Below are 26,972 nucleotides of genomic sequence, written 5' to 3'. Positions count from 1 at the left end.
TTAATTTTTGAAGATGCCTCAGTAATGATAAGGCCGTTAACAATGATTTAAAACATAGCTTGAATTTCAAATGGGATCTAGGTTACTGTCCTGTAACCTCCTCTTTACTTAATTTAACAGCATTTTTATAAAACTCTTCTATTTTACCTTCAGATATTAATCTTTGAAGTGTGCTATTAACTGCCTCTGAGAAAGCTGTTTGATTTTTAGGAAGAGCTATTGCAGAGCCTCCACCTGATGCATCCTCAATCTTTTTTTCTGCCACTGCTAAATTTTCATGTACTGCAGCTTGTATATCTGCTACAGGTAATTCAACTATAACTGCATCTAAGTTTCCTGTGATTAAATCTTGAATTAATGTTGGAACTTCTGGCAATAACTTAACGCTAGCTCCTTGAATTCCTTGAGCTATAGTAGCTTGGATTGAACCGTTTTGTGCTCCAACTTTCTTTCCTTTTAAATCATCAATGCTCTTAATGCTGCTTGTACTATTTTTATTTATTAATATTCCTTGTTCCGCTTCAAAATATATATTAGAGAAATCTACAATTTGGAGTCTTTCCTCATCTGGTGATAGACCAGAAACTCCTAAGTCTACGATTCCATTTCTTACTGCGTCACAGATTGTACTAAATTCCATCTCTTGAACTTCATACTTTACCCCAAGGTCTTTTGCGATTTCTTCCATTAAATCAATATCCATACCAACTTTTTTCTTTTGTCCATTTTCCATAACAAAGAATTCATAGGGTGCATAATCGATGCTCATACCTACTGTCATCTTTCCATCTTCTTTTATTTTAGATAGCAAGTCCTTGTCTGAATTACCTGCAGTGTTATTACCACAAGCCATTAGTGATAATGACATAATCCCCACTATTGATATTGCAAATACTTTTTTAAATAAACTCTTTTTCATTATTGCGTCCCCCTAATATGTATAAATTATTATTTTGTTACCGTGGAATCATTATACATCTATTGTGTATAAATATGCAAGTGTTTTTAAAAAAAATGTAGTTTTAAGGAGTAATATGCTGAAAACATATACAGGAATTAAGAAATAAACTATGGATATGTATAAATATAATGGATGCTATACATAGTTGATTAAGTATTATGAAGAAGTTGAGAATATAGGAATCAAGGCATTGATAGAGTGTTAATACTTTATTTAGATTAATTTACATCTATTATTTATGATTTTTTTGTAAAGTAACTATTACATTAAGGTAAACAATGATATTAAAAAACATATGAGTATATATACAGTGCATATACATATAATTAAATTTTCCGGCATATAATGTTATATAAAAATTTAGGAGGTTATATCTTATGGAAATAGTGCCTTTGATTATTGTAATTGTATACTTGCTCCTTATGCTTGCAGTTGGATACATTGCAAATAAGTTCTTTATTAAAAACAGTTCAGATTACATGTTAGCGGGTAGGTCTCTTCCAGCAATAATGGTGGCTTGTAGTTTGGCGGCTAACAACATAGGAGGAGGAAGTACAGTAGGACTAGCAGGTAAAGCCTATGGAGATTGGGGAATGTCGGCAGTTTGGTATGTTCTTGCAGCTGCAATTGGAATTATACCTATGGCATTCTTTGCACCAAAGTTAAGAAGGGTTATGGCATACACTATACCCGAGGTAGTGGGAAGACGGTTTGGAAAAACAAGTCACATAATAACATCAATCTTAAATATTATCTCTTTATTCTGTTTAACGGCATCACAGGTACTTGCATCAGGAATCATTATATCTCAGTTAGTAGGGATTGACCTTAATCTAGCTATTATAATAGGGGCAGGATTTACAATTATTTATACAGCTATGGGCGGACTTTTAGCAGATGCCTTTACTGATTTATTCCAATGGGCAATTATATTCTTTGGACTATTAATAGCAGTACCATTTGTTATTCATGGAGTAGGTGGATGGGATAAAATTGTAGCCGCAGTTCCACCAGCTAAGATGTCTATAAATGGTATGGGAGTAGCTTTAGTAATAAGTCTTATTGGTCAATATTTTATAACATTTATGTCTGGACCAGAGATGGTTTCAAGGGTTTTTTCAGCCAAAGATGAGAAGGCTGGAAGAAATGCGGTATTATTATCAGCTTTATTTATGGCATTATTTGCTTTTATACCAGCAATTATCGGGATAGCGGCGTCAGTAGCATTTCCAGGAATTCCTGCAAGTGCAGCTCTTCCAACTTCAGTGTTTAGCCTAGCTCCGAAGTGGATTTCGGGACTAGTATGTGCTGCAATTATTGCATCTACTATGTCTAGTGCAGATTCAGACATGCTTTGTGCATCAACCATATTTACAAAGGATATATATCAAAAGTATATAAATCCTAAGGTTGCAGATAAATCCTTAATTACTATGACTAGGGCAGGAAATATAATAATAGGTCTTTGTGCCATGATCATTGCATTATTCCAAATTAATATCATAACTTTAAATGTATTTTCATTCATGCTAAGAGCAGCAGGACCTTTTGGAGCGTTTATACTAGGGTTAACCATGACAAAAGTATCAAAACATTCCGGTATTGTATCTATATTAGTAGGTAGTGCAGTTGGAATAGGTTGGCAGATTATGAAACAACCATTTGGCATATTACCTATAATTGCAGGAAGTGTGGCATCAATATTAGCATTCTTAATTACAAGTTATATTGAAATAAAAATCACTAAGGAAGTAGCGCCATCCTTAGAAGTGAATGTAGAATCTAAAGAATAATTAGTTTGACTTTATAAGCCCCTATTGTAGGAAATTACAGTAGGGGCTTTGATATTTTGATGAGATAATTTAATTAGAGTACAAGCAATATGATAGACAATTCAAAAGTCGGGTTGGTAGTATAAGGAGGTAATTTAATGTATAATTATGTGTGTATAAATTAGTAAAAATGGAGTATATAAGTCCAAAATAATCAGATGTATAAATGAAAATAATGGATTAAATAAATTGGAAAGAATAAGGTTTATAAAGTAAATTAAACTATAGTAAAAATAAATATAAATATAAATATAAATATAAAAATAAATCAAAATTTGGAGGAGATTACTATGACTAAGGTATATTTTGTTAGACATGCAAAACCAGATTTTTCAGTCCATGAGGATTTAATTAGACCACTTACAGAAGAGGGATTAAGGGACAGTAAAAAGGTAACTGAATTTTTGTTTGATAAAGATATAAGTAGGATTTATGCAAGCCCATATAAAAGAGCTATGGATACAGTAAGGGATTTAGCTGATAAATTGAATCTTGATATTATAACTAAAGATGACCTTAGAGAAAGAGCCGTATCAGATGGGTGGATTGAGGATTTTAAGTCTTTTTTCAGAGCCCAATGGGAAGATTTTAGTTATAAACTTCCTAAGGGTGAATGTTTAAAAGAAGTGCAGGAAAGAAATGTACAAGCTCTCAAGGAAATATTAAAGGAAAATTGTGGCGATAATGTTGTAGTAGGAACTCATGGCACAGCGTTAAGTACTATAATACATTATTATGATAATAAGTTTGGACTTGATGAGTTTAATAGAATAATTGATATAATGCCTTGGGTTGTTGTTATGGAATTTCAAGGAGAAGAATTAGTTTCCGTAGAGGAAGTAGAACTATAGAGTTAGTTGATAAAAATTAGAATGGAGGAATTAGATTGAGAATATTACATACGGGAGATTGGCATCTTGGTAAAAATATAGAAGGACAAAGTAGGATGGATGAACAAGAAGAGTTTTTAAATGATTTTGTTCAGATAGTAGAGTCTAATAATATAGATTTAGTTATCATTGCAGGGGATGTCTATGATACAAGTAATCCTCCAGCTAGAGCAGAAAAAATGTTTTATGATACTTTGAAAAAACTTTCGAAAAATGGGGAAAGGTTAACCTTAGTAATTGCGGGAAATCATGATAATCCAGATAGACTTATTGCGGCAGGTCCTCTTGCTATGGATCATGGAATAATCATGGTAGGAACTACAAAGACAGTAGTAGAGCCGGGTGATTATGGAAAGCATAAACTTGTAAAATCAGGAGAAGGATTTATTGAAGTAAATATAAATAGTGAAAGTGCAGTTATTTTAACGGTGCCTTATCCAAGTGAGAGAAGACTTAATGAGGTTCTTTATGGTGGAATGGATAGTGACGAGGAAAAATTAAAGTCCTATAGTGAGAGGATTTATGAACTGTTTAATTCATTAAAGGAAAACTATAGGGAGGATACTATAAATCTAGCAGTTTCTCATTTATATGCCATGGGCAGTGAGGAAGGTGGTTCTGAGCGAAGTATTCAGTTAGGGGGAAGTTACATTGTAAATGGTAGTTGTTTCCCAAAAGAAGCGCAATATATAGCTCTTGGTCATGTTCATAAACCACAAATTGTGCCAGGTACAGAGAAGAAAGCAAGATATTCAGGTTCCCCAATTCATTACAATAAAAAAGAGATTAGCTATGATAAAAAATGTTTCATTGTAGATGTGAAGGCTGGAGAAGAGTGTCATATTGAAGATATTAGTATGAAGGTTTATAAGCCTATAGAAATTTGGAAGTGTAATGGCATTGATGATGCAATTTCAAAATGTGAGGAAAATAAAGATAGAGATTGTTGGGTTTATCTTGAAATTTCTACTAATAGATATATAAATGAAGATGAAATTAAGAAGATGAAAACTCTTAAGAAGGATATATTAGAGATTATGCCAAAGATTGTAGGGGTTGATGAGGACGATGAAGACACCACTAGTCTTTCGGAAAAATCCTTTGAGGACATATTTAAGGAATTTTATAAAAAGGAAAGAGGCGTAGATGCAGAAAAGGAAGTAGTAGATTTACTTCTATCTATAATTTCAGAAGAGGGGGGCGAGGATAGTGAGACCAATTAGTCTTAAAATAAAAGGATTAAATAGCTTTAATGAGGAGCAGTTTATAGATTTTGATAAGCTAACAGATAGAGGTTTCTTTGGAATCTTCGGACCTACAGGAAGTGGAAAATCTACTGTCCTTGATGGAATAACTTTAGCACTATATGGGGCGGTTTCGAGGAATAGTTCTAATCTTATAAATACGAATTGTGATAGCTTAGCTGTCAGCTTTGAATTTCAAATTTCGGGAGCAGAAGTTAAAAGATATAGAGTTGATAGAGAATTAAAAAGAGATAAAAAAACAGGAAGTCCGAAATCTGGGAAGTGTAAGCTGGTTGATATAACTAGTCATGAGGCTAATGTCTTAGCGGATATGGTTACTGAAGTTAATAATACTTGCAAAGAAATTATAGGGCTTAGCTTAGATGATTTTACAAGAACAGTGGTACTTCCACAGGGGAAGTTTAGTGAGTTTTTAAAGCTTGAGGGTAAGGCTAGAAGAGAGATGCTAGAGAGATTATTTAATCTTCAAAAATATGGCGATGACCTTGCAAGGAAATTAGGTAGTGAGATAAGTCGTGAAAAGACAGAAAATAGTGTGCTACTTGGAGAGCTTAAAGGTTATGAGGATATAAGTGAAGATAAGTTAAAGCTCAAGGAAGAAGAGCATAGCGATGCAAAGGGAAATCTTAATAAAGCAACTGAAGATTTTAAAGTAATAGAAAAGAACTATGAAGAAGGCGAAAAACTTTGGAATCTTCAAATGGAGCTTCAGGGATATAAGGAAGAGGAAAATAAACTTAGAGGTAGAAGTGAAGATGTTGAGAATCATAAAAAAACTGTAAAGCTTGGAGAAGCATCGGCTAAGGTTATGCCTTATATAGAGGCTCATGAAGGAACTTTAAAGGAGATAGAAGCTTCAACGGAAGAGTTATCTAAATTAAAGTTGCGACATGAAAATTTAAGTAATCTTAAAGACAGTGTTCAAAAATCATGGAATCTTTGGAGAGAGAAAAAGGATAGTGAACTTCCAGTTTTAAAAGTTAAGGAAGCAAAGGTAAAGGATGCTATAGCAGAGCAGAAAAATCTTAGCCTTCTTCAAGAAGAAATAGATAGGTTGAGAGTTAATATTAAGGCTATAGAAGAAAATGAAAAGAAGAATCAAGATGACATTAAGGTTATGGGAAGTAGAATCCTTAAGGGTGTAGATGTTGTTAAGGAAGCTGAGGATAAATTTGAAGCATTAAAGATTGACAGTGGACTAAAGGAAAGAGTTCAACAAGGAATTAGAGCAAGTGAAAAATCTAATGATTTGAGTGTAATGGTTACAAATAATAAAACTAAAATTAACAAGTTGGAAAAGGAAATAGAGGAAGGTAATACAAAGGAAAAATTAGCTATAGAAGATTTTAATAGTAAAATTCAGCTACTAAGTACTAAGAAGGAAAGTCTTGAAGAGCTAATTAAGGGTTGTCCGGGAGAGCAAACAGATTTGTTAATTCTTCAAAGAAAGCTATCGGAAAGTAAGGATAAATGTAAGCGATATGAGGAAGCTTTTAAAGAAAGTGAAGAATCCAAAGAAGGAATTATTAAACTAGAAACTTCTATAACTAAAAATTGTAAGGATAAAAAAGAATTAGAAATTATCATAGAAGAATTAAGAGCTAAAGTTAAAGAAATTCAAGTTGAAACACTAGCTCATAGTTTAAGAGAAGCTTTGAATGGTGGAGAAGTATGTCCAGTTTGTGGTTCGATGGAACATCATAAAGAAAATATAAAACATGTAGAATCTATAGATGAAAGTGAAATAGAAAAGGAATTATTAGCTAAAGAAAAGGTTCTTAAGCAAATTGAAATGGATATAACCAGAGGTGAAACTAATCTTTTAACATTACAGGAAAAAGTTAAAGTTAGAGCTGGTGAAATTGAAAATTTAGGGGAAGATTTTAAAAATAGTTCTTTAGAGGATTTAGAAAAAAACTTTAACACTTTAAGTGAAGAATTGAAAAAATATGCAATCCATAAGGAAGCAATAGAGGTTGCTATAAATAAGTTAAATCAAGAAACAGTTACTTTAGAGGGGAAAATTAACACAATAAAGTCTGTTGTAGTAGAAAACTCTAAGCAGTTAAATGAAGTTAGCGAAGAGTATAAGAAAAATACTTTAGAGTTTGAAGAAAGCAAGAAAATACTTTTAGCACTTAAAGAAAGTACTGGGGTAGAGAATTTCATAGAGAAAAATCAAGAGATATTAAAGCTGGAAAAAGAGCGAGAAGAACTAGAGATAAATATTAAAAAGTATAGAAATGGCTTAGAAAAATTAACAAGTGATAAGGAGTTATTACAGGTAGGTTTAAATGGTGTAAGAGAAAATTTAGCTAAAGAAAGATCATCCTTAGTTGAAAAGGAAAAGAGTAGAGAAGAAAAATTAATCCAAATTAAAAATAAGGTTGGAGAAGAAACCAATCTAATAGCTCTATTAAAGGCCGTGGAAGAAGAAATAGTAAAAATTGAAGCTGCATTTTCTAAGTGTGAAAAGGATAAGGTAGAAATAGAAGAAGAATTTAAAATCTGCAATGAAGTCCTTATTAAAATAATGGGTAAAGTAAGTGAGCTTGAAAAAAGAGTTATTATAGAAAAGGCTAATGAGGAAAATAATTTGAAATTAGAGGGCTTTGAAACAGTTGAAGAGGTAAAGAAATATAACATTTCAAAGGAAAAAATAAAGCAGCTAAAGGAAATTGTAGAAGAGTATAACGATAACCTATCAAAGTTAATGGGAACAATGGAAAATCTTATCAAAAAGATTGATAATAGGGAAATCACAGAGGAAGTTTGGATAAAAATTAAAGAGGATAAAACAGCTAAAGAGGTTGAAATTAAGTCTTTAAATGAAACAAAAATAAAGGTTGAGGAAGAGGTTAACTTTATAAAAAGAAAGCTTTTAGAACTTAAGGGATTACTTAAAAAGAAGGAAAAGCTTGAGCATAAGTTAGCACTACTTAGTGATTTAGAAAAATTATTTAAGGGTAAAAAGTTTGTAGAGTTTGTAGCTACAACTAGACTTAAGTATGTTTCCATAGAAGCCTCAAAAAGACTTAAGGAGATAACCAGTGGCAATTATGGATTAGAGGTTGATGATAATGGTAAATTTATAATTCGTGATTATAAAAATGGTGGAGCGGAAAGAGATGCCACAACGCTATCAGGAGGGGAAACCTTCCTAACATCACTAGCTTTAGCATTAGCTCTTTCAGCAGAGATACAATTAAAGGGAACAGCACCCCTAGAATTATTCTTCTTAGATGAAGGTTTTGGAACCCTAGATGATAATCTATTAGAGGTTGTTATGAATTCTTTAGAAAAAATTCATAATGATAAGTTGAAGATAGGGATAATAAGTCACGTAGAATCTATAAAAAATAGAGTGCCAGTGAAGCTTATCCTTACACCAGCAGAATCAGGTAAGGGTGGAAGTAAGGTTAGAATCGAGAGAAGTTAGGATTTGCACGATATACTTCATTTGAATTGTTATTTTAGAAAATAAGAAATAGGAAATATAAAATAGTAAATAGTGAATAAATTCAATTGTGAAAAATGAGACTTTGTAGGTTGTATCTACAAGGTCTTATTTTTTTGGATTTATATTGATGGAATGATTAATTTGTTAAATTGCAGAGATTTGAGTCGATAGTTAAATGGAAATATAGTTTTATTATGGAATAATATGTCGCAATATGGTACAATATATGTATAATATGGTATAGAATTAGATTGAGTTAAAATATATATTGTGAAAAATTAAGGGAGCGATTATAAATTTGGTAAATAAAATTAAAGGTAATTTTAAAATATATTTGTTAGTTATTAGTATGATAATAATTTTATTTGGTTTATCACTTGTGACTTTTAATAGGTTATATCAAAACGAAGTTAAGGCAAATGCATATAAAACATTAAAATCAGAGTCTAATTATAATATTTCTGCATTTCAGCAAAAAATAAGTAGTGAAATTGCAATGTTAAACACTTTGAAAATAGGTGTTATTGAAATGAATAGAAATAAGAAGGAGATTTTTGATTTTATAAAAAAATTTGCTGAAGAAAGTGTTTTTAGTTATGTTTCAATTGAAGATGCTAATGGTAACAGTTATACCAGTGATGGTAGCATTAGAAATATTGCTAATAGGAAATTCTTTAAGGAAACAATAAATGGTGGAGTGAAAATTTCAAAACCTACTGATTCATTGAGAGACGATAGCTCATATGTAGTATTATCTGTGCCAGTATATGAAAATGGGTTGAAGGTGGGTATGATATATGGTTCATATGAATATGCAAAGTGGGAGGAAGAGTTGCGTTCAAATGTATTTATTGACAATGCAGCATTTAGAATTATAGATGATGAAGGGGATATTATTATTACAACATCTTTAAGAGATAAGGAAAATAATATTAAAAACATCTTTGATCCACTATATAAGGTTACAACAATGGAGGGTGAGTATGAGAAGGGGATAAAAGAAAATTTGAAAAAAGGCCAAAGTGGAGCTTGTTATTTACAGGCAGTGGGAACAGAGATGTATGCTTATTATGAGCCGTTAGGAATAAATGATTGGTATGTATTTTCAGGGGTATCTGCAGAGTATTTAAACTATAATTCAATAGATGTTATAAGAAAAATAGATAGTACGATAGTAATGCTTATAGTAACAATGGTAGGTTTATTTGCATGGTTGATAAGGTTCAATAATAATCAAAATAGAGAAACTCATGAAATAAAGAAAAAATTAAATCTTATTACAAGCAAAATTCAAGGTGGAGTTATAGTCAATGCACTAGAAGAGGGGTTACCAATAATATACGTAAACGAAGGTGCATGTCATTTGACTGGATACTCAAATGAGGAGTTTATATCGAAAAATAATGATGAATTTATATATGAAGAAGATAGAAATATGTATAATAATACAATATATAATGTTGTGAAGAGCAATATTAGCAAATATGAAATGGAATATAGAATAAAGAATAAAGATGGGAATTTAATTTGGGTTTTAGAGCGTGGTAGCATAGTTAAAGATGAAAAAGGTAAAAAAACATTACACACTGTAATTATTGATATTCAAAAGCAAAAGGACATTGAAAAGGAACTAGTAGTAAAAGAGCAACTATATGAAGTTGCAGTTAAAATATCAGGTCTATCTATGTTTGAGTACGATGTTGTGAAAAAAGAAATTTCGGTATACCAAAATTCAACAGAAAATAACGGAGTGAATTTAAGGGAAACATATTCTTTAAAAGAGGCAATAGATAGCTTAACTATAAGTTCTAAATATAGAAATATTCTTGAAGAGTGTTATAAAAAAATTGATGAAGGAGAGCAGACTTCGGAAGCTATTACTAAAGAAAAAGATGAGAATGGTGAAGAGCTAGTAAAATGCACAAAACTTATTAGTGTCATTAATAACGGAAAACCTGTCAGAGCTATTGGAGTTGTAACGGATATTACTACTCTTTATAGGTTAGAAAAAGACAGAGAAATAAATGAAATATTGCAGTCTGATATACAACTAAATTTTAAAGCTAGTCTTAGTAAAAATAAAGTGGTATATGGGGCGCCTAAGTGGCTTGAAGCTCATGGTATTAAGGTTGGTATAAATTATGATGAAATGGTTTTGAAAATTACAGGCTATGTTCATGATGAAGATATAAATCAGCTTATTAACGGTGTCAATAGCAATAAATTGTTGGAATTGTTTAGTGATGGAGTTTTAAATTCTACAATAGAATATCGACGTCTATTAGATAGTGAAGATTACATATGGGTAGAAGCCAAAGTGAAAATGTTTAAAGAATCTGATACAGATGAGATCATGGCAATTGGATATATTAGAAATATAAATGAACGTAAATTGAAGCAACTGAAATTGCTAAATAAAGCTGAACGAGATGGATTAACAGGGGTTTATAATAGAGAAACTGCAGAAAACATGATAACAGAACACTTGAAAGATAATACAACTAAGATGAATATAAGTGCATTTATGATATTGGATGTAGATTATTTTAAAGGTGTAAATGATAAATTAGGACACTCAGCAGGTGATAAATTATTAAAAAAGATAACGGATACAGTAAAAACAGTATTTAAAAAAGATGATATTATTGGAAGAATTGGTGGAGATGAGTTTATTATATTTGTAGAAAATGCAAATAATGAAAAAACTATTATGATTAAGGCGAGGAATTTGATTAAAATGCTAAGTTATTGTCATGAAGAAAATGGTGAAAAAATAATGGTATCTATTAGTATGGGTATTACGTTTTCAAGTCTAGAGGGGAGCACATATAAAGATCTCTATGAAAATGCTGATAAGGCATTATACAAGGCAAAGGAGAATGGTAGAAATGGGTATTCGATTTTTAATAGAGAAGGCCGTGACTATAAAATGAATACAAATGCTGATTATGTTGATCCTGTTACTGGTGGTTATAATTTTGAAAAATTTAAAATTATAGCTAAAAAACTACTTATAGATAATCCAAGAGATAAGTTTATTTTATGTTATTCAGATATTAAAAATTTCAAAGCTATAAATTATATGCATGGATTTGAAAAGGGTGATGAAATATTAAAAAAATATAGCGATTATCTAGAATTTAAAAATGTTATTGCTTTTGCAAGAGTTAATGTGGACAATTTTGTTGCAATAAATAGGTATGAAGAAAAGGAGCTGGAACTTGAAAAAGTTAAAGAAATAATGGGTACTTCAGGGTATGTGACAGAAGTATTTAACTTGAACTTTTCAGTTAAGCAGACATTGGGTATTTATTTAACGGAAGGTGATAATCAGAGCAAAAGTCTTGAGGAAATGATTGACGCTGCAAATCTTGCTCAAAAACAACTTAGTATTAACCAGAAAACTGGTATGGCTGTCTATGATGATAGTATAAGAGATGTGATGATAGAAAATCAATTTATGGAGAATAGAATGAAAAATGCTCTTAACAAGGGAGAATTCATCGTATATATTCAACCTAAATATGATATAAAAATTAATAAGATTGCCACAGCAGAAGCATTGGTGCGATGGAATGACCCAGAACGGGGTATTATTCCTCCTATTAGTTTTATTCCGCTATTTGAAAAGAATGGATTTATAAAACATATTGATAATTATATGTTTCAGCAGAGCTGTATCTTATTAAATAAGTGGATAAAGGCTGGGAAAGAGCCAGTACCTATTTCAGTTAATGTATCAAAACCACAATTGAATAACCCTAAAATGCTAGAGGACTATTTAAATATGAAAAACAAATACAACATACCTGATGGACTATTAGAAGTGGAGTTTACTGAAAGTATGGTAGTGGAAAATGTTGAAAAATTAACTGAAGCATTAGTATTCTTTAAAAAGAATGGTATACAAACTTCCATCGATGACTTTGGTTCAGGATATTCATCGTTAAATCTTTTAAAGAATTTATCAGTAGATATCCTTAAATTGGACAAACAGTTTTTTGATGATGATGAATATCAAAATCGAGGAAAAGTTATAATTAAAAATATTGTTTCGATGGCTAAGGAATTAAATATGAAGACAGTAGCAGAAGGTATTGAATATAAGGAACAAGTAGAATTTTTACAATCCATTAATTGTGATATGATACAGGGATATGTATTTGAAAAACCAATTCCGATTAGTACATTTGAGGAGAAGTATATTAAATAAAATTAAACTTTCGCTAAGATGGTTAATTTATGAAGTATAAGGTATAAGGTATAGGTTATAAGTCAACTAATGTAAAATATAATGTATACTTCATATTTTATAATTTAGTTATTATTTACTTGTTGTAACAAATCATCTTAGTGTTATAATAGATACATTGCCATTAAAAATTAAATCCATGACTATACTAGTTGGTATAGGGAATTCGAAGCTTCACAGGTGTGAAAACCTTAAGTGATAGTAAGAACTTGGTAAGTGGCAAAATAAAATGTAAAGTAGGAAAAATTAATGAGAAATGAAAGATTAGAAAAGCAGATAAATAGATTAGATAATGATATGGATTGTCTTGCAGTATGTAAGAAATTTTTATCTAATGCTGATGAAATTAACGATGTAATTAAAGAGATAAACAGTAAGAGAATAGAGCTTGCTAATGAGTTATATTTTGAAGACCATGCATCATATGATGAATGTTGTGTAGAAATAAGAAACTTACTTGATAAGGAGCTTGGACAAGAAGAACAAGCAGAATTATTAGAAACTATAAAAGATATATATGGAAGAAAATCTCCGAATGTAAGTAAGAAAAGTCAAGGGCTTAACGCTTGGCTTAAAGAACTTAACATTGAGTACAGATGGATAGAAAAAGAAGATTCAGATTGGGCTGGCTTAATTATGAGCGGATTTGGATTACACGAGTAATAATTAGATAAAGAGTAAGGCTATGTTTTAATAATTGTTGATAAAGTATTCAACAATCATATAAAACATAGCCTTAAATATTAATTCATTTATTGGGGAATAAATATATACAAAGGTATTGACAAAATAAATATATTTACATATATTATATATAATACAAATAATAGCTATGATGAGAAAAGTAGATATATATATTCTTTTACAGAGAGTTCCAGTAGCTGAGAAGGAACATGGAAGTATTTATCGAAACAAGTCTCTGAGCTTCATACGGATCCTTTAATTTAGGTTTTTAATATTTATTCTTATTTAGTCAATAGGAGTAATGTATCGATACTATTAAAGGTGATGCTATGACGTGGGTTCACGTTACAGGACTAGAGTATAAGTATTATTTTAATACCGTACTTGAAGAGGTGAGTATGGTAACATATTAACGAATTTGGGTGGCAACACGGAAGTATAACTCTCGTCCCTTAGACTGAAAAGTCTTTGGGTCGGGAGTTTTTAATTTTGCTCAAAATCTTTAATTTGGATAAGTTAAGTTTTGAGGAAATGAAAATGAATTACCATGTAAAAATGAGTATGAGGTGGAGTTTCCATAAGGGTGAAGCAATAAACAACAATTAATAAAATAAAGGGGTAGAAGTTATGTTTAATGAAAAAGAAAATTTGAATTTTGTAGACAGATTAGTTAAGGAAGATATAAAGGGGGGAGCATGTGAAGAAATTCATACAAGGTTTCCGCCAGAGCCAAATGGATATCTTCATATTGGAAGTGCTTATGCCATTAATATAAGCTATGGCATCGCAAAGAAATATAAGGGAAAGTTTAATTTAAGATTTGATGATACAAATCCAGGAAAGGAAGATCATGAGTATGTAGAATCTATCATGGAAGATATGAAATGGATGGGTTTTGACTATGAGGATAGACTTTTTTATGGCTCTGATTATAGTGAAAAAATCTATGATTATGCAGTATATTTAATAAAAAAAGATAAGGCTTATATTTGTCATTTAACTAGTGATGAGCTTAGAGAATATAGAGGAACTTTAACTACAAAGGGGAAGGAAAGTCCTTATAGAAACAGACCAGTAGAAGAAAATCTAGAACTCTTTGAAAAGATGAAATCAGGTGGATTTAAAGAGGGTGAAGCGGTACTAAGAGCCAAGATAGATATGGAAAGCCCTAATATGAATATGAGGGATCCTGTTATTTATAGAATATCCTATACACCTCACTATAGAAGTGGAGATAAGTGGTGTATATATCCTATGTATGACTATGCTCATCCAATTCAAGATTATATAGAGGGGATTTCACATTCTCTATGTTCCAATGAATTTAAGGACCATAGACCACTATATGATTGGGTTTTAAGTGAGTTAAATTTAGAACTTCCTACACCAAGACAAATAGAATTTGGAAGAATGAATTTAAGTGGTGTTGTTACTAGCAAGAGATATTTAAAGATGTTAGTAGCTAGTAATTATGTTGATGGATGGGATGATCCAAGGCTTCCAACTTTAAAAGGTATGAGAAGACGAGGATATACTAGGGAGGCACTTCTAGATTTTCTAGATGAAATTGGAGTGGCAAGAGCAGATACAATGGTAGATGTGGCTATGCTTGAAAATTCCTTAAGAAAGGATTTGAAATCAAAGGTACCTTCAGTGATGGCAATTCTTGATCCATTAAAAGTAGTGATTACTAATTTAGAAGAGGACTATTTAGAGGACCTAGATATAGAGAATAATCAAGATAATGAAGAGTTAGGAACTAGGAAAGTACCATTCACAAGGGAAGTGTATATTGAAAGAGAAGATTTTAGTGAAAATCCTCCTAAAAAATATAACAGATTGATACTTGGTGGAGAGGTTAGACTTAAGGGTGCATATTTCATTAAGTGTAATGAGGTTATAAAAAGTGAAGATGGAGAAATCCTTGAGCTTAGATGTACCTACGACAAGGAGACTAAGAGTGGAAGTGGGTTTACTGGAAGAAAGGTGAAAGGAACTATTCATTGGGTTAGTGGAACCTATGGGGTATCTTGTGAAGTTAGGCTATTTGAAAATTTATTTAATGAAGCTCCAGCTACTGATAATTTATTTGAGTTTATAAATAAGAATTCTTTAGAAATAAAAGAAAATGCAGTAGTTGAGCCAGCAGCCTTAAAATTAAATGAAGAAGGTAGATTTCAATTTATTAGACATGGCTATTTTGTAAGGGATAATGAATTGTCTAAGGATAAGCTTGTATTTAATAGAACAGTGTCACTTAAGAGTTCATATAAGAAATAGTACTATATTTTAAACTAGAATATAATCATGTTATGTATATAGAACAAGTTCTTCAAAGTTTCGGATTGGGTAAGGATTTCATTTAAAGAAACTTCCGCCGAAGTTAAGAAGAACTTGCTTATTATAATATAGTATAAATATGAATATCTAATAAGTTGATAATTTAACTATTACAAATAAAAAATTAAAGTTAAAATATTAAAGTTAAAATATTAAGTGGTAGGAGTTATATTTTGTTGAATTAAGTCTATAAAAGTATCAGGATCAACTATTCTTACTTTAGGATTTTCATTTAACTTAGTAATAACATCCTGAACATTATCCAAGGTTTTACTCCATGCATGAACATAGACAAAAGTATATGAATCTGGACTTTTTACATCGGTATAACCTAAGTGAATTCTATTATTTATAGCTGCTACTAGTTGGATTTCATCCTCAATACCATCCCAAAGTAAATTACGGCAAGATACTATAGGTTTATTATTTGACCAAATTATTTTACCTTTATAATCATCATGTCTTGAATAGTTGAGGTAGAATAGACCATTTATATTAGAGTGACAAGTATATTTACACCATAAATCATCTCTATAAAAAGAATTATCATCAAGAATTATCACGGAATTTTCATTAACTTCTTTCATATAGTCACTTAGTATTTTAGTGTAAGCATCTAATTTATCAGAAGGGAATTTACTAGGATACATATAACCATTTCCTGATGGGGGTACTAAAAATTTATTATTATATTTTGAAGAACTAGCACTTTTGTAGTATTGATCAAAAACAGTAGGTGCTAAGTAATAAAGAGATGGACTTATGGACCAACCTATATTTAAATTATCCCTATAAGGGGAGCCGTACCATTTTACGGAGCTGTAATTACTTCCAAGATACCACTGCTGATTGTCACCATCAGACATAATAAATGTCACATAATGAACATTATCTTCCTTAGGAATTTCTTTATTAGTGGTTTTAGGATTTATACTAGGAGATGGGTAGGAACTTAGCACAGATAGGTTATAAGACCAATCGGCAGCAATTACATCTACGCCAAACTTTGAAGCTATATCTACATTAGTATGTTCATCAGGTCCCCAACCCAAACAGTGGGAAGTGTCATCCATGGATTTAAATATAGTTTCCCTCAAAGTAGTAGCAGCTACCTCATCCTCATAGAATATTAGAGATTTTGACATTATGGCATAATCCCTAAGGGCCATAGATTTATCAGGTGACAATTCTATAACAGTAGAGTGATTTAGTCCTAGGTTCCAAAGAGTATTATACGCCCAATATTTATCAGTATCGCTACAATCTTGAATTAAATTATTTATTCCACAATTTTTAACATTAGATTCTAAAGTTTTATCAATTACTATGGAATCTTTTAAGGAAGCAAGAGTGCAAGCATTATTTATAGATGGTGGGTTTAAAGGATTATATAGTATATATCCATTTATGTAGGGTTTAAATTTTTTTAATAATTTCCAGGGATCTTTAATATTTTTATATTTAACATGATAATTGTCCTTTAAATCTTCAAGCCATATTTTATAGTCGGGTTCATTAGAACTTAAAATGTAAATTTGATGATCAGATTTAGCAGAGATAAGACCTTGAAGAGTAGCTATCATAGTTTGCTCTGCTTTAGTCATATCATTTTCAGATATCACATACAAGTACTTGGGTACTATAGGGTTTTTGGTATATGAATCATTAGAATTAGATAGATAACTTAAGCAATTGACTGTATTTGAAGAAGTTTTTAAAGCGCTTATATCTGAACCTTCTATAGCATAAGATTTAATAGGCTTAAAAGAGCAGAGTAGAGCAAAGAAAACAAGTAAAAAAATTTTAAAGTATTTTTTCAATAATATGCACCTCACATGTAATTAGCATTTTAATATTATTTTATCAATATTTATTTTGTGATTATAAAGAGAATATATTCATAAAAATTTAATGTATAGTTTATATTTCAATTTGAAATTGGGAGTAGGCACATATTATTTATAAATATATCTAAATATTTATAAATCTATAAGTTGAGGTTTGTTGTAAAAATAAAAAAAGTTTGCTACAATTGGAATGAAGTGTAAAATGAAATGTTGAATAATAATAATATAGTATTATTCAATTTATAAGGAGATGTTATTATGACACAGAAATTTTTTGTATGTAAACATTGTGGTAATATGGTAGGGATGATACACAGTTCAGGGGTACCTATGATATGCTGCGGAGAAAAGATGACAGAACTAGTAGCTAATACATCTGATGGTGCTGTTGAGAAACACATTCCAGAAGTTAAGGTTGATGGAAACAAGGTATATGTTAATGTAGGTAGCGTTCCACATCCAATGGTTGAAGCACATTACATTGGTTGGATATATGTTAAAACTAATGAAGGTGGACATAGAAAAGACCTAGTAGTTCCAAATGAAGCAAAAGTAGAAATAGCTTTAAATGAAGGCGAAGTTGTAAGTGAAGTATATGCTTATTGCAATTTACACGGACTATGGAAAAAAGAAATATAATTATAATATAAATTCTAATTAAGAATGTAAAATTTAGAATTTAGAATGAAGGAGTAAATCCTAGTAGATTTTTAAAGAATGAAATATAGCAATTTAATTAGAATATATATAATTATGAAAAAAATTCAGAGAAATTTCTCTGAATTTTTTTTATTTTTTGGAGATAGAATTTTATTTAGAAATGGCTACTTACTTCTGCCTTTTCAATTCTTTTTATATCTTTTAGTCTAAGGTGAGTTTCATCCATAATTTTATCGTAGGATTCACCATTAATAAGCATTTGTTTAGCTTTATTATAATTTTCTACAGTGGCTTCAATTTTCATAAGAATCTCCTCCTAATATTATTTTATCAATACTTATTTTGTGATTATAGGGAGAATATATTCATAAAAAGCTTAATATATAGACTATATTTTTAGTTAAAAATCAGGAAAAGATACATATTATTTTTGTTAACATAGCTAAGGTATAAATTAGTTTGGGGGGAACACTGTGCAAGCTAGTTAATACAGGTAGTTAGATTATATGGTGCAAATACTAATGCTGTGTATAATTTGTGGAGAATACATAAATACTAGAATTAAATGCTAGATTGGGAGTTGATACAAGTGAAGAAAAAAAGAATAGCCGGAATCTTTATTATCATGGCTTTAGCAGTGGTAATAGCAACTGGATTTAAATCATTTAATAAGGTTGATATTCCAAATAAATTAATAATAAGTATTGGAAATAGGAATGTAGGAACGGTAAACTATGATAATTTTTCAATGACTGCTAGAAAAATTATTTCTAAGGCTGGGTTAGGATATTGTTTAGAAATTGATAAAGATTATCCAAGTGGTGAAGAATTTATATTAAAAGGTGATTGTACTGAGGCTGTTAAAAATATCTTAATTTCAGGATATCCTAACAAATCAGCACAAGAGCTAAACCTACAGTCAGATGATGATGCATATTTTGCGACACAAATAGCTATGTGGTGTGTTATTGAAGGGTATGACGTGAATAAGATTCAAGGTCATAACAAGAAGGTTTTAGACGCAATAAAAAATATATATAATAATAGTATGGTATCCACTAGAGGCAAAATAACATATGAAGCTAAAGAATATTATGTAAATGAAGAAACACAGAATATAGTTATGTTATTTAAAATAGAGGATATTGGAGGAACGCCTAATCCTCCAATAGAGGAACCAAGTTTACCGATGGAAGAATTAATTCCACCGATAAAAAAACCTATTGCACCGGAAGAGACTTTGCCACAAACTGGTGGAGTAAATAAATTTATAACTATTATAATAGGAGCATTATTTATTTCGATGGGTAGTTATTTTAAATTAAGTACTCATAAGTAAAGATAGAATAAAAATCTTACTACAATGCAAATATGAATTAAAATATTAATTAAAATAAAAAAGATATTTCAAACAAAAATTGAAATATCTTTTTTGTTTTTAATAATATATATGTTCTAATTAAATTTATATATTTGACTTTTTAAAAATCTATAAATGACTTTATCATTAATGTAATGTTTTAGATTTTTAGTTGGAATTTATATGTAAGTGTAATTGTGACTAAGTCACTTACCTAAATTGTAAAAAGGTTTATATTATAAATAAGAAATAGAAAAGTACTAAGCTTAAGGTGTTAAAATAACATAGGCTTTAATAAATATAGCTTAAAGGTACAAAAGTTATTTTAAATTATACTGAAAAGTAGAGAGAGGAGTAGAGAAAATGATTAAGATTACAGACAAGGCAGTTTCAGCTTTACAGAAGAAGAATGGAGAGTCAAAGGGAAGTTTTATGATTAGAGTTTCAGTTTCAGGCTATGGGTGAGGCGGTCCCAATTTCAAAGTTGTTCTGGATGAACAAAAACAGGCGGGAGATATAGTTACAGATGTTAATAATGGAGTAAAGGTTGTTTATAGAAGTGAGTTAGAAGGGTATATGAAGAATGTTACTATAGACTATTCTAAATTTCTAATGTTGGAATCATTTTTTGTGAGTGGAGGAAGCCGTTGTTAGCTATAGGTAGAGACAAAAGTTAAAATAAGAATGAAATCATAAGAATATAATGTGGATGAGATAGAAGTTGAAATACTATTTTAGTTGAATCTGTAAATATATAGTGATACAATGATGTTAACTTAATAAGTAGCTAGGGGTGCCGTTTGGCTGAGAGGGATAAGTCCTAACTCTAAGAACCTGATATGGTTAATACCATCGGAGGGAAGCAAATTAATATGTAGTTATACTATTATATTTGAATTAATGAGCTTGCTTTACGTAAGCTCTTTTTTTACTAAAACACCAGATTTTACATTTGGCAAGTTGAAGTTATTCCTTACCACCTAGCAAAAAAATGTTAGGTGGTTTTTAATTTGGGAATTTAAATTTATTAATACGAGTTAATGCAAGAAAAAATGAAAGGCAAATTTCAATGAGAATTTTGAGGAAAATTTAATAGGGATGTAAAGTGAAGTTTGGGGAGAAATTTCAAGGGATGTTTAATGTGAAAGAAGGTGAAAAAATGAGGGTTAATGGAAAAGATTTTTCAATTGAGGGACTTAGCACTATAACTAGTTTGTTAAACAAATTAAATATAAGTGAAGAAAAGGTTGTAGTGGAGCTAAATAAGGAAATATTTCTTAAAGAGGATTATTCAAAAATTAATTTGAAGGAAGATGACACAGTTGAAGTTATATCCTTTGTAGGTGGTGGCTAAGGTGTTTAGAAGCTTTAACATATATCTTAAATTGGGATAACAGAGAATACATTACTCTATAATATTTAAGTAGGTCTACACTTGAAGTGAGAGGTAAATAATTAAAATAATAAAAATAATACAAGTGGCATTGATGATGCAAAGAATATAAGCATATAGCTATACTATTAATTAATAGATATACCGTAATAAATACATATAGGATAAATGGAGGTACATAGCTTGGAAGAAAAAATTCTTATTAAGGTAAATGAACAGGATGAAGTTATTAACTTAGGTGAAACCTGTTTTAAATTAAGGGATAAGATTAAACCAAATAGTGACGTCATCATACTGAATGGATTTCCTTTAGAAGCAGATAAAGAATTACTGGATGGGGATAGGGTGGTATTTATAAAAAAAGGGCAAGTTCCCAGTGCTGAAGAATTACAGGGAATAATGATGGCAAGGCATACTCCAGGAGTCCATGAAAAAGTTAAGAGAGCCAGAGTTTCAATTGCAGGGGTTGGTGGACTTGGCTCTAATATAGCTATATCCTTAGCTAGACTCGGGGTTTCATATATTAAGATAGTTGATTTTGATGTGGTGGAACCTTCAAATTTAAATAGACAACAATATTTTGTTAAGGATATAGGAGAGTATAAGGTTAAGGCGTTAAAAAGACAGCTGGCAGATATTAATCCCTTCATTGAGGTAGAAGCTGTAGTTAGTAAAATTGAAAGTAATAACGTGAAAGAATTGTTTGAAGAGGTGGATATAATTATAGAGGCCTTTGATAATCCCATATATAAGGCAGAACTTTGTAATACAGTGTTAACTACAATGAGGGATAAGATAGTTATTGCATCTTCGGGGATGGCAGGGTTTTATTCTGCAAATGATATAACTACAAGGAAAGTAACTAGCAAGTTTTATATTTGTGGGGATGGAATAAATGAAGCTAAAGAGGGGTCAGGACTTATGGCACCAAGGGTAGCTATTTGTGCAAATCACATGGCAAATATGGCACTAAGAATTATTTTAGGGGAAGAGGAGATTTAATTATGGCAGATATATTAAAAATAGGCGGAGTAGAATTAACAAATAGATTGTTTGTGGGAACGGGGAAGTACCCATCCAATAAAACTATAAAGGAAGTGTTAGATAATAGCACTTCACAGGTTATAACATTAGCATTAAGAAGAGTAGATTTAGATAATAAGGAAGAGGATATTTTATCGAACATTCCTAAGAATGTTATTTTACTACCAAATACTTCAGGAGCTACAAATGCAGATGAAGCTGTAAGGATAGCAAGAATAGCTAGAGCTATGGGATGTGGAGATTGGATAAAAATTGAGGTTATTTCAGACTCTAAATACTTACTACCAGACAATGAGGAAACTATAAAAGCTACAGAAATACTAGCAGCAGAAGGCTTCACAGTACTCCCATATATGTGCCCAGATTTATATGCAGGAAGAAGATTAATAGATGCAGGGGCTGCGGCAGTTATGCCACTAGGTGCGCCAATAGGAAGTAATAGAGGATTAATGACTAAGGAGCTTATACAAATTATGATAGATGAGCTTGATATTCCGATAATAGTTGATGCTGGAATCGGTAAACCATCACAAGCAATGGAAGCAATGGAGATGGGAGCGGCAGCTTGTCTTGTTAATACAGCAATAGCATCTTCAAAGGATCCAGCAAATATGGCTAAGGCTTTCAACTTAGCTGTAGAAGGTGGAAGGCTTGCCTACCTTTCTAAATTTGGCTCAGTATCAAAGCAAGGAAATGCATCTTCACCATTAACAGGATTTCTAAAGTAAACTATTTTAAACTAAGTGTTGGTGATGACTTCATATTAAAACACGTTAAATATTAAGGGGATGAAGAAGATGAGCTTTTATAGTACTATAGAAAAGTTTAGGGATTTTGATTTTGATGGGTATTGGAACAAGGTACAAGTGGAAGATGTGATTAGGAGTATTAATGAGAGAAATCCAAGTTATGAGGATTTACTTAATTTATTATCACCTAGGGCGGAGGATGTTTTAGAGGATATGGCAGTGAAGGCTAGGGAGTTGTCTTTAAAGCATTTTGGAAGAACTATATTGCTTTATACTCCAATTTACATAGCAAATTATTGTGTAAATAAATGTTCCTACTGTGGATATAATCTTGAAAATTCTATATGTAGGAAGAAACTTACCATGGAGGAAATTAAGTTAGAGTCAGAGGCAGTTGCAAAGCAGGGCTTTAAGCACATTATTTTATTAACTGGAGAGAGCCAAGTTCATTCACCTACGGAGTATATAGTAGATGCAGTTAAGGTAATGAAAGAATATTTTCCGTCTATAACACTTGAGATACAACCATTGACTGAGGAGGATTATAGAAAAACTGTGGAAGCTGGAGTTGATGGGCTTACTGTATATCAGGAAACCTATGATGAAAAAGTGTATGATAAAGTTCATATAGCTGGACCTAAGAAGAATTATAAATTTAGGTTAGATACTCCAGAAAGAGGAGCTAAAGCTGGAATGAGAAGTATCAGTATTGGTGCTCTTCTTGGACTTGCAGAGTTTAGAAAGGATGCTTTTTTTACTGCTCTTCATGGAGAATATATAAGAAAGAAATATCCTCATGTGGATTTAACTTATTCACCACCAAGGATAAGACCTTGCGAGGGTGGGCTTAGAGAAATAAATACGGTAGACGATAAACGAATGGTGCAAATAATGCTTGCCTATAAAATATTTGCTCAGCAAAGTGGAATTAATATATCAACTAGAGAAGATAGTGATATGAGAAGAAACTTAATTCCACTAGGAATCACAAAAATGAGTGCAGGGGTTTCCACAGAGGTTGGAGGTCATTCATTAGAATCTAAGGGTACCTCTCAATTTACCATAAATGATGAAGGTACTGTAAAGGAAGTAAAGGATATGATAATAGAAGCAGGGTTCCAACCAATATTTAAGGACTGGGAAAGATTTTGATTTATCTAATAACCAATAGACACCTAGCTAATGAGGAGAAGTACCTTAGAACCTTAAGAGAAGCATCCTTAGCTGGTGTTGAGAGAATAATTTTAAGGGAAAAGGATTTATCAAATGAGCAGCTTGAAGAGCTATATTATAAAATTAAAAAAGTAATAAACCCTGCCACGGAAATTATAATAAACTCCAATATAGACGTATTAAAAAAAGTAGGAGAGAAAATTCTACAACTATCATTTAAACCTTTCATGGAATTTCATAATGAAGAAAATCTAGAAATAGGTGTAGCGGTTCATTCAATAGAAGAAGCCATAGCAGCAAGTGAAAAAGGTTGTAGCTATATCTTAGCATCTCATATATTTCCCACGAAATGCAAGGAAGGACTAGCACCTAAAGGCATAGACTTTATAAAGGAACTTAGAGAAAAAGTTACCTACACCATAATTGCGCTAGGTGGAATATCCACTGAAAATGCAAAAAGTGTAATAGAATCAGGAGCAGATGGAGTTGCGGTGATGTCAGCTTTCTTTAAGTGTGAAGATGTGGGAGAGTTGGTTCAGGGGTTGATAGGGAAATAGGATGGGGAGATAGCGGAGGAGCGCCTCCACCAATAAATCCACGATAGAAGTATCGTGGATTTTTAAAGTCGAAATATTTAAAAAAATAAATTTATATATTATAATTAAGTGGTGATGATTATAAATTAATATAAGTTGAAAATTAAGTAAATGAAGTATCAACGTCAATGATAAATACAATAATTAAGATATTATTGTATGATTTTACATATATATATCTGTGTGGTAAAGTTTTCAATGTAGATACTTAAGTAATAATAATTACAATGGAAAACTATGAATGAAAAAATATTGGTGTATTAAAATCAAATTAATATATCAGAACTATAGAGGAGGGGAAAAATGTTTTTAGCTTTATGTACTATTGAAACTCTTTTTGTGAATATGGTAATAACACATATATGTTCCAAAAAAAAATATAGCAAAGCAAAAACTATAATACTAATTACTTTACTTACAGTAATAGTAACTTTATTACTAGCTTTTTTAAAATATATTTTATTGGATCATAAAATAACAGTGCTATGTATAATAGGATTTGTGTATATTTTACCGTTAATGTATGTCTACGATGAAAAAATGGATAAATTAATAATAATAATGTGTTTTACATGGACATATACAACATTATTTAAAACACTGTCATTTGAATTAGTGAATACGATTAATGTAGGAGATATATATAAATCAGCGTTTATAATACAAACAATTATGTATAGTATATTAACACCTTTTTTAATATGCTTTATTAAAGAAAGATTTATATATCTAATTCAAAAAGTATCAGATAATGAGTTGATATATTTAAAATGTATAAGCATTATGTGGTTTGGTACAGCGATTTTATTAGATAAAGTGTATAGTGGGAATTTAAATATATATTATAAAATTTTATTTATTATTTGCTTAGTTATTAATTCTATCTTAACTTACAACATTATGTATAGACTTAGTATCTTTTATAAAAATATTGTTAATTTGGAGAAGATAGCCTATAAAGATAAATTAACAGGGGTAAAAAATAGAGCTGCAATATTTAAAGAAATACCTAGTATTATGAAGAAAAAATCTAACTTTAAAATTATATTTTTAGATTTAGATAAATTTAAATTAATTAATGATACTTTTGGTCATGATATGGGAGACAAATATCTGATTCAATTTGCAAATAAATGTGAAGAAATAATAGAACACAAAGGTGAAATTTATAGAATAGGAGGTGATGAATTTGTTATTATTATAGATAGTGATTCTACCGATGACTGTTTAGATAAAATAGAACAATTACATTGGGAAATGTTTGAATTAAGGATACATTTTAAAGGGGTAAGCATTGGGATAGCTAGTTATCCAGAAGATGGACAAAGTATTGAAGAGCTAATTTTTGTTGCAGATAGAAAAATGTATAGGGATAAGAGGCAAAGACAAGATTGTTGTAAATGAATTAAAAGTAATGGGGCAATGTAGCAAGTGTACAATGAGTGATGGATTAAAAAACGAATATAAAATATTCATATGCTAAAATGGGGTGAGAAAATACAGATAAACAGATTATTTGAAATTATATATATACTCTTAGATAATAAAGTTGTAACAGCGAAACAACTTTCAGAGAGATTTGAAGTTTCGCAGAGAACCATTTATAGAGATGTTGAAACTCTTTCCTCTGCGGGAATTCCAGTTTATATGAGTAAAGGTAAAGGCGGAGGTATATCTATTTTACCAGAGTTCATATTAAATAAAGCTGTTTTAACAGAAGTAGATAAATCAGAGATTTTATCTTCGCTTAGAGCTGTAAATGCAGTAAACCTAAATGATATAGATACAGATAAAGTTGTAAAAAAACTAAATAACTTATTTGGTGCAACCAATACTGATTGGATAGAGGTTGATTTTACAACTTGGGGTAATGCAGAAGTAGAAAAAGAAATTTTTAATAAGCTTAAAATATCAATATTAAACAAGAGAACAGTTGCGTTTACATATGTAAGCGGTAAGGGTGAAAATATAAAACGTGATGTTTATCCATTAAAGTTATATTTTAAAGGACAAAGTTGGTACTTGTATGGGTATTGTAAGATAAGAAATGATTATAGATTTTTTAAATTGAGAAGAATAAAAAACTTATGTATCCTTGATGAAAATTTTGACCTTAGTGCGCCAGTACAGATAGTGAATGAAAAAAATATGTTTAATGAAGAATATATAACATTAAAGATGAAGATTTCTTCAAGAATGGCCTATAGAGTGTATGATGAGTTTGCTATCTTTGAAGAGCTTAAAGATGGAAGTTTTATAGTGGAGATTATCTATCCAAAGGGGCAGTGGCTATTTAGTTATGTAGCATCATTTGGAGAAGATTGTGAAGTTTTAGAACCTGAGGACATAAGAGTTGAAATGAAAAACAAGCTTCAAAAAATCATTCAAAACTATTTATAATATGACATGTAGTTGTCAAGTTATGATAAGTATAATGAGCTTATCAGATAAATGGAGGTTGAAGAA

At 30.6% G+C, this 26,972-nt stretch carries 19 protein-coding genes and 1 riboswitch; of the genes, 16 read left to right on the top strand and 3 right to left on the bottom strand.

What is annotated here, in order from left to right:
- Positions 1-82 precede the first annotated feature (82 nt).
- Entirely contained in the window at positions 83-919 is an 837-nt protein-coding gene (locus tag RSA29_RS03305) for a transporter substrate-binding domain-containing protein (RefSeq protein ID WP_346942193.1), read from the bottom strand.
- 419 nt (positions 920-1,338) lie between these two features.
- On the opposite strand from RSA29_RS03305, the gene RSA29_RS03300 reads away from it, so the two are divergent.
- The 7 genes from RSA29_RS03300 (at position 1,339) to RSA29_RS03270 (ending at position 15,624) form a co-directional block, all read left to right on the top strand.
- Positions 1,339-2,754 (top strand): sodium:solute symporter family protein, encoded by a 1,416-nt coding sequence (locus tag RSA29_RS03300; RefSeq protein ID WP_346942192.1) that lies wholly within the window; start codon positions 1,339-1,341, stop codon positions 2,752-2,754.
- A gap of 329 nt (positions 2,755-3,083) precedes the next feature.
- Positions 3,084-3,644 (top strand): histidine phosphatase family protein, encoded by a 561-nt coding sequence (locus RSA29_RS03295; RefSeq protein WP_346942191.1) that lies wholly within the window; start codon positions 3,084-3,086, stop codon positions 3,642-3,644.
- 35 nt (positions 3,645-3,679) lie between these two features.
- Entirely contained in the window at positions 3,680-4,906 is a 1,227-nt protein-coding gene (locus RSA29_RS03290) for an exonuclease SbcCD subunit D (RefSeq protein ID WP_346942190.1), read from the top strand.
- The gene (locus RSA29_RS03285; RefSeq protein ID WP_346942189.1) at positions 4,893-8,387 is read left to right on the top strand and encodes an SMC family ATPase; all 3,495 of its coding nucleotides are present in this window, start codon (positions 4,893-4,895) and stop codon (positions 8,385-8,387) included. Before RSA29_RS03290 ends, RSA29_RS03285 begins: the two co-directional genes overlap by 14 nt.
- 319 nt (positions 8,388-8,706) lie before the next feature.
- Complete coding sequence (locus tag RSA29_RS03280; protein WP_346942188.1) at positions 8,707-12,621, top strand: EAL domain-containing protein; 3,915 nt, start codon at positions 8,707-8,709, stop codon at positions 12,619-12,621.
- 288 nt (positions 12,622-12,909) lie between these two features.
- A complete protein-coding gene (locus RSA29_RS03275) occupies positions 12,910-13,323 on the top strand; it encodes a hypothetical protein (protein WP_346942187.1) in 414 nt (137 codons plus the stop codon).
- Positions 13,324-13,971: 648 nt separating this feature from the next.
- On the top strand, positions 13,972-15,624 hold the full coding sequence (locus tag RSA29_RS03270; RefSeq protein WP_346942186.1) for a glutamine--tRNA ligase/YqeY domain fusion protein: 1,653 nt from the start codon (positions 13,972-13,974) through the stop codon (positions 15,622-15,624).
- A 212-nt stretch (positions 15,625-15,836) separates the two neighbouring features.
- Here RSA29_RS03270 and RSA29_RS03265 read toward each other — a convergent pair whose 3' ends face one another.
- Positions 15,837-17,504: a GxGYxYP domain-containing protein gene (locus RSA29_RS03265; RefSeq protein WP_346942185.1), complete on the bottom strand. Its 1,668-nt coding sequence runs from the start codon at positions 17,502-17,504 to the stop codon at positions 15,837-15,839.
- 285 nt (positions 17,505-17,789) lie between these two features.
- On the opposite strand from RSA29_RS03265, the gene RSA29_RS03260 reads away from it, so the two are divergent.
- Positions 17,790-18,170, top strand: a complete 381-nt coding sequence (locus RSA29_RS03260; protein WP_346932001.1) for a desulfoferrodoxin family protein — start codon at positions 17,790-17,792, stop codon at positions 18,168-18,170.
- 175 nt (positions 18,171-18,345) lie between these two features.
- On the opposite strand, the gene RSA29_RS03255 is transcribed toward RSA29_RS03260, so the two are convergent.
- Entirely contained in the window at positions 18,346-18,495 is a 150-nt protein-coding gene (locus RSA29_RS03255) for a hypothetical protein (RefSeq protein ID WP_346932002.1), read from the bottom strand.
- 285 nt (positions 18,496-18,780) lie between these two features.
- Here RSA29_RS03255 and RSA29_RS03250 point away from each other — a divergent pair, with 285 nt between their 5' ends.
- The 8 genes from RSA29_RS03250 to RSA29_RS03215 all read left to right on the top strand — a co-directional run bounded on the left by RSA29_RS03250 (position 18,781) and on the right by RSA29_RS03215 (position 26,906).
- The gene (locus RSA29_RS03250) at positions 18,781-19,530 is read left to right on the top strand and encodes a thioester domain-containing protein (protein ID WP_346942184.1); all 750 of its coding nucleotides are present in this window, start codon (positions 18,781-18,783) and stop codon (positions 19,528-19,530) included.
- 800 nt (positions 19,531-20,330) lie between these two features.
- Positions 20,331-20,429: riboswitch (TPP riboswitch) on the top strand.
- 254 nt (positions 20,430-20,683) lie between these two features.
- Positions 20,684-20,905, top strand: a complete 222-nt coding sequence (thiS, locus tag RSA29_RS03245; RefSeq protein ID WP_346942183.1) for a sulfur carrier protein ThiS — start codon at positions 20,684-20,686, stop codon at positions 20,903-20,905.
- Between the two features lie 234 nt (positions 20,906-21,139).
- Positions 21,140-21,946, top strand: coding sequence for a sulfur carrier protein ThiS adenylyltransferase ThiF (thiF, locus tag RSA29_RS03240; RefSeq protein ID WP_346942412.1), 807 nt, complete (start codon positions 21,140-21,142; stop codon positions 21,944-21,946).
- Positions 21,947-21,948: 2 nt separating this feature from the next.
- Positions 21,949-22,716 carry a thiazole synthase gene (locus RSA29_RS03235; RefSeq protein ID WP_346942182.1) on the top strand — a complete coding sequence of 256 codons (768 nt, stop codon included), beginning with the start codon at positions 21,949-21,951 and terminating at the stop codon, positions 22,714-22,716.
- A 69-nt stretch (positions 22,717-22,785) separates the two neighbouring features.
- Positions 22,786-23,889: a 2-iminoacetate synthase ThiH gene (gene thiH / locus RSA29_RS03230; protein ID WP_346942181.1), complete on the top strand. Its 1,104-nt coding sequence runs from the start codon at positions 22,786-22,788 to the stop codon at positions 23,887-23,889.
- The gene (locus RSA29_RS03225; protein ID WP_346942180.1) at positions 23,886-24,467 is read left to right on the top strand and encodes a thiamine phosphate synthase; all 582 of its coding nucleotides are present in this window, start codon (positions 23,886-23,888) and stop codon (positions 24,465-24,467) included. The genes thiH and RSA29_RS03225 overlap by 4 nt, the downstream gene beginning before the upstream one ends.
- Positions 24,468-24,809: 342 nt before the next feature.
- Positions 24,810-25,910, top strand: a complete 1,101-nt coding sequence (locus RSA29_RS03220; protein WP_346942179.1) for a GGDEF domain-containing protein — start codon at positions 24,810-24,812, stop codon at positions 25,908-25,910.
- A 93-nt stretch (positions 25,911-26,003) separates the two neighbouring features.
- A complete protein-coding gene (locus RSA29_RS03215) occupies positions 26,004-26,906 on the top strand; it encodes a YafY family protein (RefSeq protein WP_346942411.1) in 903 nt (300 codons plus the stop codon).
- Positions 26,907-26,972: the final 66 nt, after the last annotated feature.

This window comes from Clostridium sp. (assembly GCF_036660475.1).
Taxonomy (GTDB): Bacteria; Bacillota; Clostridia; order Clostridiales; family Clostridiaceae; genus Clostridium_J.
Note: the sequence above shows the minus strand (reverse complement) of the source record. Positions and strands in the feature narration are given on the sequence as shown.